At 61.2% G+C, this 15,823-nt stretch carries 11 protein-coding genes and 1 pseudogene; 6 read left to right on the forward strand and 6 right to left on the reverse strand.

Annotated elements, in window-relative coordinates; all coding sequences use genetic code 11:
* Together ACP93_RS14590 and ACP93_RS21255 are read right to left on the reverse strand one after the other, a co-directional pair.
* On the reverse strand, nucleotides 1-4,005 hold a 4,005-nt coding region (locus ACP93_RS14590), incomplete at its 3' end, for an AHH domain-containing protein (protein WP_082143497.1).
* A gap of 43 nt (nucleotides 4,006-4,048) precedes the next feature.
* Nucleotides 4,049-4,696, reverse strand: coding sequence for a DUF1629 domain-containing protein (locus ACP93_RS21255; protein ID WP_082143489.1), 648 nt, complete (start codon nucleotides 4,694-4,696; stop codon nucleotides 4,049-4,051).
* Between the two features lie 618 nt (nucleotides 4,697-5,314).
* On the opposite strand from ACP93_RS21255, the gene ACP93_RS14595 reads away from it, so the two are divergent.
* Both ACP93_RS14595 and ACP93_RS14600 read left to right on the forward strand, forming a co-directional pair.
* Nucleotides 5,315-6,271: a DUF932 domain-containing protein gene (locus ACP93_RS14595; protein ID WP_048491404.1), complete on the forward strand. Its 957-nt coding sequence runs from the start codon at nucleotides 5,315-5,317 to the stop codon at nucleotides 6,269-6,271.
* Nucleotides 6,271-6,780: a JAB domain-containing protein gene (locus ACP93_RS14600; RefSeq protein ID WP_048491405.1), complete on the forward strand. Its 510-nt coding sequence runs from the start codon at nucleotides 6,271-6,273 to the stop codon at nucleotides 6,778-6,780. The genes ACP93_RS14595 and ACP93_RS14600 overlap by 1 nt, the downstream gene beginning before the upstream one ends.
* An 80-nt stretch (nucleotides 6,781-6,860) precedes the next feature.
* Here the strand turns inward: ACP93_RS14600 and ACP93_RS14605 are convergent, their stop codons facing one another.
* Nucleotides 6,861-7,247 (reverse strand): helix-turn-helix domain-containing protein, encoded by a 387-nt coding sequence (locus ACP93_RS14605; protein WP_048491406.1) that lies wholly within the window; start codon nucleotides 7,245-7,247, stop codon nucleotides 6,861-6,863.
* 340 nt (nucleotides 7,248-7,587) lie between these two features.
* Here ACP93_RS14605 and ACP93_RS22340 point away from each other — a divergent pair, with 340 nt between their 5' ends.
* On the forward strand, nucleotides 7,588-8,913 hold the full coding sequence (locus tag ACP93_RS22340) for a hypothetical protein (RefSeq protein WP_228136054.1): 1,326 nt from the start codon (nucleotides 7,588-7,590) through the stop codon (nucleotides 8,911-8,913).
* 72 nt (nucleotides 8,914-8,985) lie between these two features.
* On the opposite strand, the gene ACP93_RS14615 is transcribed toward ACP93_RS22340, so the two are convergent.
* From ACP93_RS14615 to ACP93_RS14625, 3 genes are all read right to left on the reverse strand, one after another.
* Nucleotides 8,986-10,332 carry a DUF3987 domain-containing protein gene (locus tag ACP93_RS14615; protein ID WP_082143490.1) on the reverse strand — a complete coding sequence of 449 codons (1,347 nt, stop codon included), beginning with the start codon at nucleotides 10,330-10,332 and terminating at the stop codon, nucleotides 8,986-8,988.
* Between the two features lie 44 nt (nucleotides 10,333-10,376).
* Nucleotides 10,377-11,597, reverse strand: coding sequence for a YagK/YfjJ domain-containing protein (locus ACP93_RS14620; RefSeq protein ID WP_048491408.1), 1,221 nt, complete (start codon nucleotides 11,595-11,597; stop codon nucleotides 10,377-10,379).
* Nucleotides 11,598-11,865: 268 nt separating this feature from the next.
* The gene (locus ACP93_RS14625) at nucleotides 11,866-12,063 is read right to left on the reverse strand and encodes a helix-turn-helix transcriptional regulator (RefSeq protein ID WP_048491409.1); all 198 of its coding nucleotides are present in this window, start codon (nucleotides 12,061-12,063) and stop codon (nucleotides 11,866-11,868) included.
* Nucleotides 12,064-12,427: 364 nt separating this feature from the next.
* On the opposite strand from ACP93_RS14625, the gene ACP93_RS21860 reads away from it, so the two are divergent.
* The 3 genes and pseudogenes from ACP93_RS21860 (at nucleotide 12,428) to ACP93_RS21865 (ending at nucleotide 15,811) form a co-directional block, all read left to right on the forward strand.
* Complete coding sequence (locus tag ACP93_RS21860; RefSeq protein ID WP_131721653.1) at nucleotides 12,428-13,471, forward strand: hypothetical protein; 1,044 nt, start codon at nucleotides 12,428-12,430, stop codon at nucleotides 13,469-13,471.
* A gap of 117 nt (nucleotides 13,472-13,588) precedes the next feature.
* Nucleotides 13,589-14,318 (forward strand): annotated as a pseudogene (locus ACP93_RS22345) (IS5 family transposase); the annotation flags it as partial.
* Nucleotides 14,319-14,452: 134 nt separating this feature from the next.
* Complete coding sequence (locus ACP93_RS21865; protein WP_131721654.1) at nucleotides 14,453-15,811, forward strand: ComEC/Rec2 family competence protein; 1,359 nt, start codon at nucleotides 14,453-14,455, stop codon at nucleotides 15,809-15,811.
* The last annotated feature ends 12 nt before the right edge of the window (nucleotides 15,812-15,823 follow it).

Here is a 15,823-nt window from a genome sequence, read left to right on the forward strand (position 1 = left end):
CCCTCCATCACCGCCGCCACCGCCCCCTCCCGGTGCGCCACCTTGCATCATCGGCCCGCTGGCGAACTGTGGCAGGGTCATCACCATCACCGGGCCACGGCTGGTCTGCACCTCGGCCGACGTATCCAATCCCAGCGACTGCATCGCCGTGACCTGCTCCGTCGCTTCCTGCAAGGCCTTGGCCTCCAGATGCTCATGCCCCTGTTGCAGCAGGGCATGGGTGAGGGGGCTGTTGGAGATCCGGTTCAAGGCCTGCTCGATGGCCGCGTCGTTCTTGGAATCGATGGCGTGCAGTAGATCGTCCACGTCGCGGTCGCCAGTGATCTCCTTGCGCTGGGGCAACTGGGAATCGTCCGGCTCGCCGGGCCTTTGCTCCACGGCAGAAGCGGCATCGCGCCGTGCCGTTGCGGGCTGTGGCTCGAACGCCGCGCGCTCGGTTGGTGCAAGCGCGTACGCATCCTGCTGATGGCGGACATCAAACTCTGCGAGGGGACGATCGTCTCCGCGCTCTCGCCGCTGCTGCCTTTCCTGCTTCAGGCGTTCTTCCTGCTGGAGATCTTTTTCGAGCTGTATCCGGAGCGCACGCATCGTTTGCAGCGTCTCCTCCCAGGTTTCGGCTCTCTGCGGCGCAGGAGCGGTGCGGGCGTCCTGCCCATCCGCCGGCGCATCGTGGCGCTGCTCGCGGGCGGTTTCGTCGCCTTCGATACCGCCGCTTGCGCGGTCGGCACCGTGCGTTCCCGAGACGGGCGCGGGCGCCAGTCTATGGTCGGCCACTGGTGGGCCCCATGGGGACATCGAGGGCGTCGGTGTGCGCTGGTCCTCGGTGCGCCCCGCAGCGAGCGACATGGCCACCGGCGCGTCCAACGACGCATCCGTGACCTGAGCGTGTCGCTCCTGCACTGGCGCTTCCAGAGATGCTTCGCGCCGTTGCAGTAACGCGTCCTCGCGCACGGCCGACGCTTGCGCGCTCGGCAAGTGTGGAGCAGGCGGTGCCTGCGCATCGGTGGTTTGCGTAGCTGGTGCGTGCGCGCTCGCTGGCACTGCCGGACGCTCCACATCTTGTTGTGCGCGGCCGTCATGCGCCTGGTGTTCCTGTGTCGCTTGCGGAAACGCCTCGGCCTCCTGGGGTTGCCGAGACGGCACCAGCTGCTCGCCGGTGACTTGCGCGTAGCGTTCCTGTGTGCCAGATGGCGCCTGGGTGCGCGGCCGGACGTTCTGGACGTGTCGCTGTTCCTGTCCGGATGGCAGCACGTCATCGGCCTGGCGCCGCTCCGGCCCGTGCGGAAAGGCTTTCTGGGCCCGTCGCTGCTCCTGCGCTGACGGCGCGGCATCCTCGGCCTGGCGTTGTTCCTGCTCGCGCGGCACCGCATCCTGGGTGGGGCGCTGTTCCTGCTCAAGCTGTTGGTCCGTCTCGGCCTGGCGCTGCCCCCGTTCGCGCTGTTGCGTCTCCTGGGCCTGACGCTGCTCATGCTCGCGCTGATGGGCTTCCTGTGCCTGGCGCTGCTCCCGCGTGCGCTGCTGGATTTCGTGGGTCTGGCGTTCTTGCTGTTCGCGCTGCTGCAGGTCCTGGCTTTGGTGATCGAGCGTGGCATGTGCCTCCAGCGCCTGGGCCGCATGCGCTTGTTCCTCGTGGGACGCCTGCGCCAGCGCATGCTCGCGCGCCTGTCCGGCCTGCTGCTCTTGGATCTGGCGCTCCTGCTGTTCGCGCTCCAGGCGTTGCTGCGCGGCGCTGGCCGCCTGGGTCCGCGCCTGCATGTCGAGCGCATGCTGCGGATTGGAAGAGGGGTTGGAGGCGGTCCCCTCCGTGTCGCTAGACCCGTCGGTGGCCCTTGCGAGAGGCGCCGGCCGCGGCGTCGGCAGTTCGGCAGAGGGCGCTGCAGCCTGGTGCGCCCGCACCTCTTGTAGCGCCTGCCGGATATCCTCGGTGCTGGTGACGGCCACGATGCGATCCACCCCATCGGCGCCGCGCTGGAAATGTGCGATCGGACTGTCAGCGCCGAAGGCCCCGCCCGGGCCGTGCTGCAGCTTCAGTGAGCCGCCACTGGAGAGCCCTTGCGACTCCCGCGTTCGCTGGGTCGCCAGCTCGATCGCCTCGCGCCAGTCGGGCTTCAACTCCGTTCCGACGATACGGTAGCGATAGAGCGTCTCCTCCCGTTGCAGGTCTTGTGGCGACGGAGGTGACTGGGGAGATGCGGCAATGGCCTGGGCATGCTCGACCATCGCGGGCTGCAGCAACGCGCGGGCGGTATTCAGCTCCAATGCGTGATTGCTATCTGCCGGGACGCCGTTGTGGGTCCACTGACCATCGGCATCACAGCGGTACTGCTTGCCATCGGAGGCGGTCAATGCATCCGGATTGGGCAGTGCTGCCTTCACCGCCTCCGACATCGGCCAACCCTCTGCCGCCCAGCCGCTGCGGTGATAGGCCAGCTCATAGCGCGTGGCGATGGCCCCAGGGCTGTTGGCGAGATTGCGCGCAACGATAGCCGCAACCTCGGCCTCCAGTTCCGCCACGCGGGGTGGCAATGCCGTTTCCTCTGAGTAAATGCCGCGGTTGTTCTCCCCGGACACACCGATCTTGGCCAGGCGATGCCATTGGCCGTCGGTGGGGTCTCGCTTCCAGTTCGCCGGTGAAAGGCTAGGACGGTCACTGTCGTTGGCCGGCAGGATGCAGGGATCTTCCGGCTTCGGTGCGTCCTTCAGTGCCAGCGCCGCCGCGGCATTGGTCGCAAGGTAGTTCAGTTCGCGCGCCTTGTCGTAGCTCGCGACGATGGATGTAGGGACAGGATTGCTGACGCCATCGTTAGTGCCATCAACCTTGCCCTGGCGCGACCAGGCGTAGCCGTTGAAGGACCAATGCGTGCCGTCGCGGTCGCTCTGCTGATAGATCTGGCGATTGTCGTACAAATCAGCCAGCTTCTCGCCGGCCTTGCTCATGAAGTACGCATCGGCCGCGACCAACACCATTGGGCCGGCGCCTGAGGCGCCCAAGGCATAGGCGGCCGTACCGCCACCGGCCCAGCCTCCGACGTTGCGGCCGGCGAAGTGGGTTAGCTCTGACTGCGCGGCGAGAGGATTGTCCTGGCTGTACAGCTCGCCGGCACGGCGCGCAGTGATGGCGGTATCAGCCGCGCTAGCGAGCAAGCCGGCGCCGCGCAGCAATTGGCCAGCGGAGTGGTTACCGGCTAAAAGTTCGGCGGTGGCGAAGCCGCGCACTGAGCGAGGCGCAGTTAACGAGTCCGATTCTGCTGCGATGGAAGCGGATACCGGTGCTGCCGAGGGAACGGAATGCGGTGCAGCGGCGTTGCTGTTAAATGCCTGAGTAACCCGCGCACTCGCTGGCGCAGAAAGTGTCAGACGGCCGCCTGACTGTGCCTGTTCGACCGAATCGCCTAGTAGCTGCCTGCCGAGCGCCGCATTGCCCTTGACGGTTTTGAAGCCGGGTTGGTCGACAGCATGGATGCTGGTGATGAGATTGGACTCGGACTTCAGCACGGCAGGCCACCGCGCCTCGGCCCCCGTCAGCTTGAGTGCCTCATCGATTTGCAACGCGTGGGTTTGCTGGTAGGTGGCAAACTTCTTGAAGAAATCTTTGTTGAACTGGTTGGCCTGCTCCGCTGTCATCCCGATGGGCGTATTGGTCAGCAGGTCATTGTTCACCATCGCCACTTTTAGCGTGGCGCAGAGTTTGTCTACCTCCTTGGAAACCCGTGCAGCTGCGGCTCGATCTCCAGCTAATGCCGCTTGGCCGTCAGCGCTCTTCTGGAGAAAATTCAGTTCTTGTTTCAGGCCCTGGGAATACTGGCTGAGAGGGCCGCCATTGTGAGGGGGGACGTCAAGCTTCAGCGCCAGTTGCTTGTCAGCCGGGAGGTTCAGTAGATTGACGTCACCATCAAGATTGAATAGACCTAAATTTGAGAGCTTCCGGAGCAGAGCGCTACTTCGAAATGCTTGCCGCTCAATAACATGATGTCCCTGAAAAACCGGCTTGTCATTCTTGGCCACTGTCCGAAATTCCGAGTTGGCATATCACAGGGAATGCAAGCCACTAAAAATCGGCGGCGTCGTTCCACCACAGGCCATTGGAGCTAGGTTTCACTCCAATTCCGGCGCTCCGTATCGCCTCATACATCGTGCGATCACAGATTACGCTGGATGGATCCTCCCCCATCCTGAAGACATGGGCATTTCCAATCAGTTCTTCCTTGAAGGATAGTTTCGCGCCTCCGGAGAAAGTGATGACCTCCACGTCTTGATTGGAAGTATGGTCCCGGACTATTCGCGTCTGAAATTCAGAGTTGGGTTTGTCCATGGCAAAAATGGTCCGGACCACGTCACACAGATAGTGCTGCGGCCCCTTCGAGCCGTCCGGCAATTCGTAATCGCACGGGACAAATGCAAAACCCTCGGCATCTACCGACTCGAAGACGCGCTTGAGCCGCTCCGAAACCAGCCAGTAGCCGCTGAATCCGCCTTCCAGATCACGAGGGCGCCTTTTTGAATTGCGCGCGTGAGTCAATACGGGCGTTTCCGCCAGCGTGGGAAATCCGCCTTCCGCGGGTCGAATAATCAGGCGTGGCGGTGTCAGAAGGGCTTCTTCGTTGGAGATCTCAACGTCGGTTCCAGAGCCGCCACCGCGGGTATCTGGATCGAGGACGTAAAAGCGCCCTTTCTGTGGATTTTGGCTACTATTCATTGGATCACTTCATTTTTTTAGGTAATTCGGTAATTGAAATAACACGTGGCCATCGGATGTAACGCTATATCCGCGCTTTACCATAGCCATTCCGTGCATTGTCCAACCGCACCGAGTTAAACATCAGTCATCCGTATGACCTGAGATCGATCTGCCACCGAGCGTACTTCTAGGATGCCAGTTCGGTGTTCGACCTGCAGTAGGAAAATTCTGACGGATCGATTGCACTGCCAGCCTGCGTGGCGGCGACTCCGGTGACCGAGGCTGGCCCGATCAAGAAGCTGCCTGATGAGCCTTCGAAGTTCGCGATTCGACGAAATCTCAAACCCATATTACCTTCTTGAAGCTGGCTGGTACCGGCTTTGCGTATGACGCTGCGCCGGTAGCGTCTTGCAGGAGCAATGAGCATGAGGAGCAAGGTCGAGCTGATCTATTGCGTGATGGTCGTGGCTACGGCTGTTCTTGCTGGGGTCATGAAATGCACAGCGAGCGCGGCCTGTAGCAGATGTGGCGACCTGGTCGATCCGTTCGACTGATCCGATCCACCTGGTACCTCGCACAAGGCCCGGCATCGTCCGGGCCTTGTGCGTTTGTGCCGTCAACAACGAGGAAACAGAAATGCACTTGATCGAAGCAATGGCCTACGCCGGAGAGATGCCCTGGCACGGCTTGGGTAACCGGCTGGCACCTCGGCAGCCCATCGACGTATGGAAGCGGCAGGCGGGCATGGACTGGAAGATAGAGGAGGCGGAGGTGCGCTACGTTGCGGGTAGCCACAACCTTGGCGTGATCCATGCCTTCCCGGAACAAAAGGTGCTTTACCGCTCGGATACACGTTTGCCCCTGTCAGTCGTGTCCAAGCGCTTCCAGGTCGTGCAGCCGGGCCAGATCCTGGAGTTCTATCGGGACCTGACCTCCAGCAACGGCTTCGAACTGGAAACGGCCGGGGTGCTGCGCGAGGGTCGCAAGTTCTGGGCGCTGGCCCGGACTGGACAGAGCGCGACGCTGAAAGGACGGGACAAGGTAAATGGCTACCTGCTGCTGGCGACCGCCTGCGACGGCACGTTGGCTACCACGGCGCAGTTCACTTCGGTTCGGGTGGTCTGCAACAACACCCTGTCCATCGCACTGGGCAACGCCCCCGGAGCCATCAAGGTGCCGCACCGCAGCCAGTTCGATCCGGACGTGATGAAGCGCCAACTGGGCATCACCGTGTCGTCCTGGGATGGCTTCGTGGCCAGGATGAAGGCACTGGTGGAGCGACCGGTGGATCCGGACTCGGTGGAAGGGCTGTTGCGCCGGGTGCTGACCTATACCGGGCCAGACGGCAAGGCCACTGTGGTCAACGAGCAGGCCATGGCCAATGTGCGCTCGCTGTACGAGGGCGGCGGACGTGGTGCGCTGATGGCCTCCAGCCGCGGTACGGCCTGGGGCCTGCTCAACAGCGTGACCGAGTTCATCGATCACCACCGCCGCGCGCGCAGCGACGATCATCGCCGCGACGCGGCCTGGTTCGGACCCGGTGCCCAGCTCAAGCAGCGGGCCTGGGACGAAGTGATGAAGCTGGTGGCCTGATGCGCGTCCGGTCAGGCTTGCATACAGTCACCGTTGCCCGGGCAGCTCCGTCCGAAGGGGCTGTCCGGATACGGGAGGACCAGGCCATCGCCCGTGCGTTGCGCATTCTGGAGCAACGGGGCGGGCAGTCCGGACGCTTGCTGAGTGACCTGATGACCTGCAGTGCGTTCTTCCGGCTACGGCTGGGCAGCGAGGAGCGCGAGCACTTCGAGGCCGCCTTCCTCAATACCCGACATCGGCTGATAGCAGTGGAGCGCTTGTTCTCCGGCACGGTGGATGGGGCGGAAGTACACCCGCGCGTCGTGGTACAGCGGGCGCTGGCGCTGAACGCATCAGCGGTGTTACTGGCCCACAACCATCCCAGTGGCAACACCGAGCCCTCTGCGGCCGACCGCGCGCTGACGGCGCGGCTGAAGGCATCCCTGGAGCTGGTCGACGTTCGCCTGCTGGATCATTTCGTGGTCACCGCCAGCGAGGCGATATCGATGGCTGCCCGGGGATGGGTCTGACGGCCCACGGTCAGAGATGGCATAACGCCCGGCCCATGGGGGCCGGGCGCGTAGCTGCGTGAATTCGTCCCTCGCGCGCGTCAGTCCTTTTCAGCCAGCACCTTTAACGCCTTGGGCTGCTCCCGCTTGGGTAGCTGTAGCAACTTCAGCAGCTTGGATAGCAGGGCGGGATCCTGGACCAGCGCAGGTATCAATGTGGCCAGCGCATCCCTCTGGCCCTCATCGACCTGGGACAGCGCCAGGATGGCATCGGCCATAGCCGCATTGTCAGCCAGCAGGTAGGCCACCGGCACATCCAGCACCTGCGCCAGCGTGCCCAGGTTGTCGAAGCCGATGGCGGTGACCTGATGCTCGTAGCGGTTGATCCGCGACGAGCCCTTGTCCTTACCCAGGCCCATGCGATCCCCCAGCGCGCGCTGGCTCAGGCCACGCAACTGCCGCGCCTGCAAAAGGCGAGCAGCAAACAAGGCGCGTGGCGAGGAATCGGGCACCGGACAACGAAAAAGCGGGGATGGCCCGAATCATGACGAAGCCTCTATCGGTGTGGCAGACTCTATCTAGCAAATAGAGGGTAGGTGTCAAGCCAACAGGGAGGCCGCCCAGTGCGGCAAGCAATACGAAACAGGGGGGGAGCAGTCAGGTGGCGACGCCATCAATTCCGCGTCGCGGCACTGACCGCGGATCAACGCTCAACTGAGATTGCAAACCACCGCCTTCGAGGCGCGTGGGGCGGGCACTTCGTGCTTGCGTGAGGCCAATCGTGCAGATCCATCAACTCAAACCATCTTGAATAAGGAGAGCTTGACCATGAAGAAGTACCCACTGGGCCTTGCCCTAATTGGCCTGTCGGTTGTGTTGACGGGATGTGGCTCGCAGGCCGACTGCGCGAGTAGCGATGTGCAGGAAGCCTACCTGGGGATGGTAGGCAATCTAAACGATGAGGACGCTGTAGAAATCCTCAAATCATCGGTATTCAAGAGCGTCGTCACCCAGGACGTGGACAAGGACACCGGTTATCGCGCCTGCGCCGCAAAAATCGTCATGAAAAGTGAAGCGGATACCCGCGAGCGGAATATCAGCTATCAGATAGAACAGGTCGAATCCGGGGACGCCAACTTCAAGGTCTACGCGGACAGGACCGATCTTGGGCAGGTCTCTTACATGGCAACAGCGCTTGCCAAGGAGAATCGTGCCAACAAGAAGACGAAAGAATTGACCGACGCGGCCGCAGCAAATCCATACGTTCTGGCCACCGACCAGGATGCGCGAGAGGCCGGGATTTCGGTTGGGCATCAGTTCTTCGGGGATCGCGTAGATGAGTCATCGGTGCGTGTCACCTCGCTAGACATCGATGGAGATGGCGTCGCGGAATTCCTGACGGCGATGAAGATCAACTACGCCAGTGGCGATTCGAAGTGGTACGCCTTCGCGTCACATCAATATCCCAAGGGGCCAGGGAAGAAGAACGCGGTTGAGTTTGCCGGTGAGGGTGCAGTAGAGGCGCTTGGCACGGAGCCATCGAGTTACGAAATACAGGGGAAGAGCTTGGTCGTCATGATGGCTGATGGCTCGAAGGAGTCGCTTGCTTACCACACGAGCACCGATGCCTACCGAACTTACATCCAGATGAATGGAGGTAATCCTTCGGCTCCAATCACGCCTTCCACCATGTCCGTGGCGGCGGCTCCGGGCACGGCCCCGACGGCCGCTACGGCCTCGGGGGTCGTGCCCAGTGTAGATGTCATCGACGCTGCGATCGCCACGCAGGCCAAGCAGGACGGGGGCAGGGAGTACAAGGACGCCCGGAAGTCCGTCGAAGCTGACTTGACCGGTGACGGCAAGCCAGAGGTGGTGCTGCTGTACACGTTGGAAGGCCAGAGCGGCAGCAATGGTGCCGGGAGCTACCTGGCGGCCTTCCAGCGCGAGGAAGGTGGTCAGCTGCACCTGGTCGGCACGACATTGGTTGCAGGCCTTGGTGTTGCAGCGCAGAGTCTGCGCGTAGAGGATGGCAAGGCATACGTGACACTGCTTGCGCCGGGTCCTGACGATCCGGACTGCTGCCCATCGATGAAGGAGGAGGCACTCTACGTCCTTGATGGAAGCAAGTGGCTGCAGGTACAGCCATCGCTCTGATGTGCATAGCTGCCCAAGTGGAGAGAGCAAATGCTCTCTCCACTTGGCGCATCGGAACTCCCTTCTTTTTTTTTACAGGTTTCCACATCCCAAGTACGTTCGACGCGCGACTAGGGAACGAACGCGGCGCAGCCGACCTTCGCCATGGACCTCGACCTGCTTCCTGCGTACCAACCAGTCCACGGCCCGCAGGAAGCGCAACGGCGGCAGATCAGCGACGCGTTCCACCTCGTCGAAGAACGACTCGTCGCTGGAGCGCAGCCGGCGTGCACTCCATACCGATTCCAGAACCCGCCTGGCATCCTCAGCACGGGTCGCTTTGCGAGGCGCACGCGCGCTGTCCACTGAGGCCGCCTTCTGCTTGGGAATAGAGCGAACTGCCTCTACAAACACCATGTAGTGCTGGGTGAGAGACCAGTCCACGATCGTCCAGGCACGCTCCACCATCTCCAGGCTGATCTGGCCCGCCTCCCCGCACACGACGTGAAATACGGCCGCCAGGCGCAGCGTGTTCTCCCAAGCACGGGACACCGACGGCCCGATCGCCTTGTAGTGGGCAGGGCAGAAATGCTTGATTTGCTCCTTCAGCATGCGCATTCGCACGGCTGCGTCCTTGCTCAGTTCGACGGCCACCCGAGGGCTATCACCTGGGCACCGCTGCGCCTGGTCGACCAGTTCCTTAAGGGCGGCCTGCAGGCGGTCGTTGTGATCGGCGCCACTATCGCGCAGGGCCAACGACTGCTGCGGGGTAGGGAAGCGGCCCTTGTCGTGACAGGCTAGCAGGAAGCGCGCCCACAGGCCCTGCTCGTATGTACGCCCACCGTCCTTGAGCAGATTCTGGTAGAACAGTTGCGGCTGGATCCGTAAGCCGATGCACAGGCGCGCATCCATCGCGATCCGGCTGCGCCCCTTCGCGAGGCGTTTGACCGGCGGATCGCCGCTCCAAAACTGCGTCAGGATGTTGCCCAGCTTGAGCATCGTCTGGATGAAGCGCTCACCTTCTTCGAGCTGGATTGAGCAACTCTTGCCAGTGCCATGCAGACGGTCCATCAATGCTGGCAGGGTGACCTCCTCGAGGATCAACTCCTCGTCTGTCTGTGCGGGCTGACCCGTGGCTAGTTCCCGCCTGAGCTTGCTCTTGGTGTCCTCGTTGAAGGACTTGAAGAACTGAGCCATGGACTGGCCTTTGCCAATACCCGAACGGGCCAGCGCCGCGGTGAAGATCGAGGTGGGCATGGTGCGCCCATCAAAGCCACGGACGTCGTGTCGCAGGCAGACAGCCAAAGACGCTGCCGCGATGGCGTCCGTGAGGAGCACCTCGGCGGGGGCTTCAGTGAGCTGGCCAATCTCGCAGGCGGCGCTGTATAGCAGGTCCGGAAGGGCATCCAAGGGGCAGGCGGGACGGAAGTGATTGAACATTTTGTTTATCCAGGTTAGGTGGGTGCGGCGGTGGAGAGAGTGGTTCAGCGCTTGAGCCAAGCGGGGTAGCGACTACGAGCGCCGCCTAGCGCGCGCTGTACGTGCTGCAGGTCATTCGGGCCTTTACGCGGGGCGCCCCGCCTAGTGCGTTGGCGAGGCTTGCTGCGCCGGAAGTCCTGCTGCTTGCGGCCGCTGGCTTGCAAGACGCAACCACGCTTGGTCATGTAATGCAGGGCCGCACGGACACCGAGTAGCTTCTCGATGTCGTCAATATTCACGACCCCCAAGCCGTTGAATGCGTACTCGTGGCGGCGGCTGTAGCAGTTGAAGTAGCTGGCACGGTTATTCCCGACCAGCTCGACCCAGGCCTCGCCAATGGCTTGACTGTAGTAGGAGGTATGCTGGTGGCAGTGGCCGTCCAGAAAGACCATCCAGTGCCAGTGCATCCCGCGGTGCACGCCGTTCTCCCGCTTGCTGATCGCCCCCAGGTAACCGGGGACGATTCCACCATCACGCAATTTGCGACGGAACTTGACCGCATACGCTTCGGCTTCATTCTCGAAGCCGGGGAAGTAGGTGCCGGGTCGCAGGTACAGATCCACACGCAGCACCAGCATGCGAGTGTGGTGTGAGAACAACTTGCTGATGAACCGGCTGCCGCTGCGGAAGTTGCTATCAGCTTGGCGGATGTAATCGTGCCAAGCGTTCTTGAACTTGCGCGACTTGCCGACACGGCGGATAAAAGCCAGCAGGCGATTGATCGCCGTCATGGTCGTCTTGTCGCGGTTATCGATCAGCTCGAAGACGCTGTCGTTGGGTACGTGGACAACGGCGGATGCCCAGCGCTTCATGGCGTGTAGCATTACCGTAATCAACGGGTTGAACTTATGGTCGGCGTAATCGAGCAGCCAGTCCGGATGCTCATCGCCTTGTTTGAGGAACTGAATACAACCAGCGCGGACATTGCGCCCCACCTTGGTCAGCGTATAAGCAGCTGGGCAGTGCACTGCGCGACGACGGGTGGAAGTCAGGGCAGCGGTATCGGACTCGACGACGCACTTGAAGACCTTGGTGAAATTCTTCATCAAAATGTTCAGTTCGCGCTCCTTAAACAAGTCGGCCTTATCGGCCGGACTCGGGAGCTGGAGGAGTCCGCTGTCGGACATATACTCGTGCTCAACCTCCTTCTTGAGGATGAAGGTCATCTTGGTATCCAGGCTCTGGCTGGAGATAGAGGCGGAATTGGATTTGTTGATCGACGGCATAATTCATCATTGCGGCCACAGCGTAGCGCCAGGCTGCAATGTCCTTGGTAGTTAGTGGTTGCTTGTGGCCGGCGTAGTGCCGGATATGAGTTGGTGCGGACGGGCGTCGCCCCGGTGTTATAACTACTACTGCTACTGGTTCTTATTGGATATATATCCGGAATTGCAATTTGATGCGTAGCCCCTAGATAGGGGGAGTATTAGGGTTTATAAGGGGCGTAATTGCCAGTGGCCGCCTTAATCGCGAGGCGTTGAATCAACGTTGAAGTTAGACCGAACGAGCACGCTCCTCCATCCAGGCATGGACCTCACTGGCGCGCCAGCGAACGGCGCGGATGCCCATGGAGTGCTGTTTGGGAAAGAGCCCAGCGGCGATGTAGTTGTAGATCGACGAGCGGCTGAGGCCGCTGATCCGGATGACCTCGCTCAGGCGAAGGTAGTAGTCGTGGGGAGGAGTGGTGCGCATGGGGCTGCTCTGGTTGGTGCTGTACGACGTGGAAGGGAGTGGCCATCCTCTGCTCCCAGGCCCAGAACTCCAACGTTGCCAATGGAAATTCGAACTTGCCAAGTTCATGTAAGGGACCCGCGAAGCCTTGGTGCTTAAGGCTTTGGCGCTGACGGTGTGGGGTCTCGCTGTATACTCGCCGCTCCCCTACGGGCTAACTCGACGACGTCCAAGGGCGGCTATGAGCTTGCGATGTTGCGACCGCGCCGAGCCCAGACGACACCGTAATGGGACTACACTCGTAGCAATTCATATTTGTGAGTGGGACATGATTCATCGCGAAGGGGTAAGGGTTACGGTTGGATGGGGCCGAGAGAAGGAGGCAATGCCTGAGCCAGCAACCACCGATCAATGGGTCCAGGAAGTTCTGCTATATCGAGAGGTGGCCGAGGAGGCTAAGGCGCTGTGTCCCGAGCTGAATCTGCTTGGTTTCTTACGCAAGCGCGGCATCCCGCTCTACGTCCGTCTTGATACGTCTCGTTATATTGCATTTAGACGATATGGTTCCGCTGAATACCCGTCGGTCGGGTTTGATGCGCGAATTAGCTTTTTCCGGTTGAGTGATCGGTCTATCGATGATCTGCAGCGGGCCGACGCTTCTACGCGATGCACTGAGTTCTTTTCAGGTGCTCTGGCAGAAGACCCTGGCAATGATCGCGTTGCGCCAGGTTATTGGCAGGTCTCCTTCCTCAATGGCTACGCGGTAGAGCTGGTCGAGAAGCGGGCTTGGGATGCTAATAGTCGCGGAGCGCCGGGGCTGCATAGATGGGGCGAATATGCCGTTAGCTACCTGGTCGACCTCGGTAATCTGTACATTGAAAAGCGGGATCATGAACAGATCCGGCGCGAGTTTATTCCTGGGTTGATGGATTTTCCAGTCGCGTTAGAGGGCGTTAAGTCGCCAATTCGAAGCCTCTATCGTGCCGCATATGAATTTGAGGCTTTAAAGCTGTTCAAGGAAGAGGTGCTGATGCGTCTTGCGAGGGCGGACGGAAAGGTATTCGCAGTGAAGCGTCTTGGTGAGGCTTCCAAATTGATAGCCAAGGATCACTATGCGAGTGGTGCGATCTCGCTTGGCGGCTTGGATCAATGGGCGGATGGATGTGAGGAATTCCTTTCGCAGGGTTTCATTGGGCCGGGCTTGCGTGCTTTGATTGTCGCGACTGCTTGGTGGAGTAATTATGCAGAGGCGGCCGATAACAAGCTGATTCTGGCTTTGGAAGCTCGGCTCACTATGATGGGTTTCAAGAAATCCGCCGTCCCCCATTTGATAAAAATCATTGTTGGCGATACCCGGTGGAAGGGCGTTTCTATTGATGACGTTCTTCAGATCGACGCGGCTGAAGAAGTTTTGGAGCAGTACCCCTGAATTAGTCGCCCATGAGAAACCCCGCTAACCCAGTGACAAGGCTTTACCGGCAATACAGGCGTGCCAGAACTGACAGTTTTCGCTAGGCCCCCGACGGGTTTCTGGCAATTTACGCTCATGCGTACACGCCGCCCTGCTGCCGAGTACCGATCCGCCGACGAGCTGTTTCGTTCGCGCCTGGAAAACCAGATCGATCTGCGACATCCGCTGGCGCAATGGAACCAACGGATGCCGTGGGCTGCGTTGGACAAGGCGATGTCGCCGCACTTGCCGGCCACTCCCGCCGACGGCGGTCGTCCGGCCTCGCCAGTGCGGTTGATGACTGGCTTGTTGTACCTCAAGCACGCCTACGACCTGTCCGACGAAGCGGTGTGCGCGTTGGCTGGAGAACCCGTACTGGCAGTTCTTCACTGGCGAGGTCGTGTTCCAGAAGTGCCTGCCGTGCGATGCCAGTTCGCTGACGCGCTGACGCGCTGGCGCCAGCGCCTGGGCGGGGCAGGGATGGAAGAGGTGCTGGTGCAAACGATCAATGCGGCACACGCGATGAAGGCGGTGGACGGGCGCGAGCTGTCGCGGGTTATCGTGGATACCACGATGCAGGAAAAAGCGATCGCCTATCCGACCGACAGTCGTCTGCTGGAGGTGGCACGCAAGAAGCTGGTGATGCTGGCCAAGTGTCACGGCATCACGCCGCGGCAGAGCTACGCACGACAGGGCCCGGGCTTGAGCCGCAAGGCGGGCCGGTATGCGCATTCGCGCCGTTTCAAACGCATGCAGCGCGTGCTGCGGCGTCAACGCCCGGTGCTGGGACGCTTGCTGCGATATGCAGCGCAAGCTGGACCGCCTCAGGACGCTGCCGCTGTGGTTGCGTGATCGGCTGCCCGGTCTACCTGCTGCAGCCTCAAGATCCTGCTTCACCTGCCGATACGGTATGCGCTAGCTCAGGTACGCGTCGTTGGATAGGCCCAAGGAGGGCAACGCATGGAAGCCATCACGTTGTTTGCTCAGATCGATCAGTCCTCTGTGAGCCCCAGCGGCGGAAGAGAATCTGACGAATGGGTGTTTGATGCATTCGTCGCGACCGAGGCGGTCAAACGGGGTTTGGTGCCGAGTGAGGGCACGGACGAGGAAGTACTCGACGTGCACTACCCGGTAGTCCTGATCGCCATCGATGGTGAATCGGTGAGGCGCCGTTTCAGGCTCAGGCCGCTTATCAGCGGTACTGCGTGGTATGAGATCACCCTGCAGGAGCACGGCGGCGTTCCGGCACGGGTAATTGGCGTTCCAGAAGATGATAGAGAGGTATTCATTACCGAGATCCGTCGCGTGGATCGCACTCAGGCACGACGGCTGGACGCGCTGGTGGTCATGCCGCGCGGTGAGGAAACGAATTTGGACGTCCTGCGTCGGCTGTTTCGGGAGATTGACCTACCAGTTGAGGTTCCCGATGTCGTGGTCGTCGATGTGGGGCAGGGCGCGTTGGCGGCAGTGTGCGCGCGGGGCGGTGGCGATCATCCGCTGCTGTTCGTGGACCTGGGATGGCCGACGAATTTCAATCGTGCAGGCCAACCCAACTGTCGGCCTGACGTCACCGGGTTGAAAACTCCGGTGTTGTTGACGCATTGGGATTGGGACCATTGGGGCTTGGCACTGAACACCATCAAGTGGGCGGGCACTCCCAAGCGCTGTGTGATCAAATGGAACGTAGCCGCATTGGAGCGACCGTGGGTGGTGCCCGGGGTTGGCAAGCACTGGGGCGGTGTCAAATTATCGCCAATGCACTGGCGCTTCGCGCTGGCCTTGGCGCGCAAGGGAAATCTGTACCGATGGCCTTCGCCGACGTTCGTGATGTCCAACCACCGGTTGATGGTGACGCCGGTGAGTGGCGGTAAGCCCGGCAACCGCAACAATCATGGGTTGGTCGCGGTGGTTGCTGACCAACTCAACGGCCGTGAGCCACGCCGTGCCATCTTGCTGCCCGGCGATGCCGACTACTCACATCTCCCGTTCTCGAAGCCCGGCTGGTCGCCTGCGTATTCATTCAGCGGTCTGTCGGCCTCGCATCACGGCGGCAAAGTGACAGCGGGCAAGATTCCCGCAGCCGCGTCCCCGGCATGGCTGGCGATCTCCGTGGGAATGGGCAACAAGTACAAACACCCGGCCAAGCAAGCGCAGTGCGGATACATCGAGAAGGGGTGGACCTGGCAAGCGCCGACCTCCCACCGCAGCAGCACAATCGCCAAGGATTGCGCGCACGGCAACATCCTGCTGACCACCGCTTCCGTGCGTACGCAGTGGCCCCAGGGTGGCTCATTTTGCTTTTGGCGCCCGGTTCAGTAGCGATGCGCAGGT

Origin of the sequence: Xanthomonas sp. NCPPB 1128 (genome assembly GCF_001043115.1) — a bacterium.
Classification (GTDB): domain Bacteria; phylum Pseudomonadota; class Gammaproteobacteria; order Xanthomonadales; family Xanthomonadaceae; genus Xanthomonas_A.

Excerpts from the sequence above, each read along its gene's own strand:
- ACP93_RS21255 (WP_082143489.1), bottom strand. The coding sequence starts at position 4,696 with ATGAATAGTAGCCAAAATCCACAGAAAGGGCGCTTTTACGTCCTCGAT.
- ACP93_RS14595 (WP_048491404.1), top strand. The coding sequence starts at position 5,315 with ATGCACTTGATCGAAGCAATGGCCTACGCCGGAGAGATGCCCTGGCAC.
- ACP93_RS14600 (WP_048491405.1), top strand. The coding sequence starts at position 6,271 with ATGCGCGTCCGGTCAGGCTTGCATACAGTCACCGTTGCCCGGGCAGCT.
- ACP93_RS22340 (WP_228136054.1), top strand. The coding sequence starts at position 7,588 with ATGAAGAAGTACCCACTGGGCCTTGCCCTAATTGGCCTGTCGGTTGTG.
- ACP93_RS14615 (WP_082143490.1), bottom strand. The coding sequence starts at position 10,332 with ATGTTCAATCACTTCCGTCCCGCCTGCCCCTTGGATGCCCTTCCGGAC.
- ACP93_RS14620 (WP_048491408.1), bottom strand. The coding sequence starts at position 11,597 with ATGCCGTCGATCAACAAATCCAATTCCGCCTCTATCTCCAGCCAGAGC.
- ACP93_RS14625 (WP_048491409.1), bottom strand. The coding sequence starts at position 12,063 with ATGCGCACCACTCCTCCCCACGACTACTACCTTCGCCTGAGCGAGGTC.
- ACP93_RS21860 (WP_131721653.1), top strand. The coding sequence starts at position 12,428 with ATGCCTGAGCCAGCAACCACCGATCAATGGGTCCAGGAAGTTCTGCTA.
- ACP93_RS21865 (WP_131721654.1), top strand. The coding sequence starts at position 14,453 with ATGGAAGCCATCACGTTGTTTGCTCAGATCGATCAGTCCTCTGTGAGC.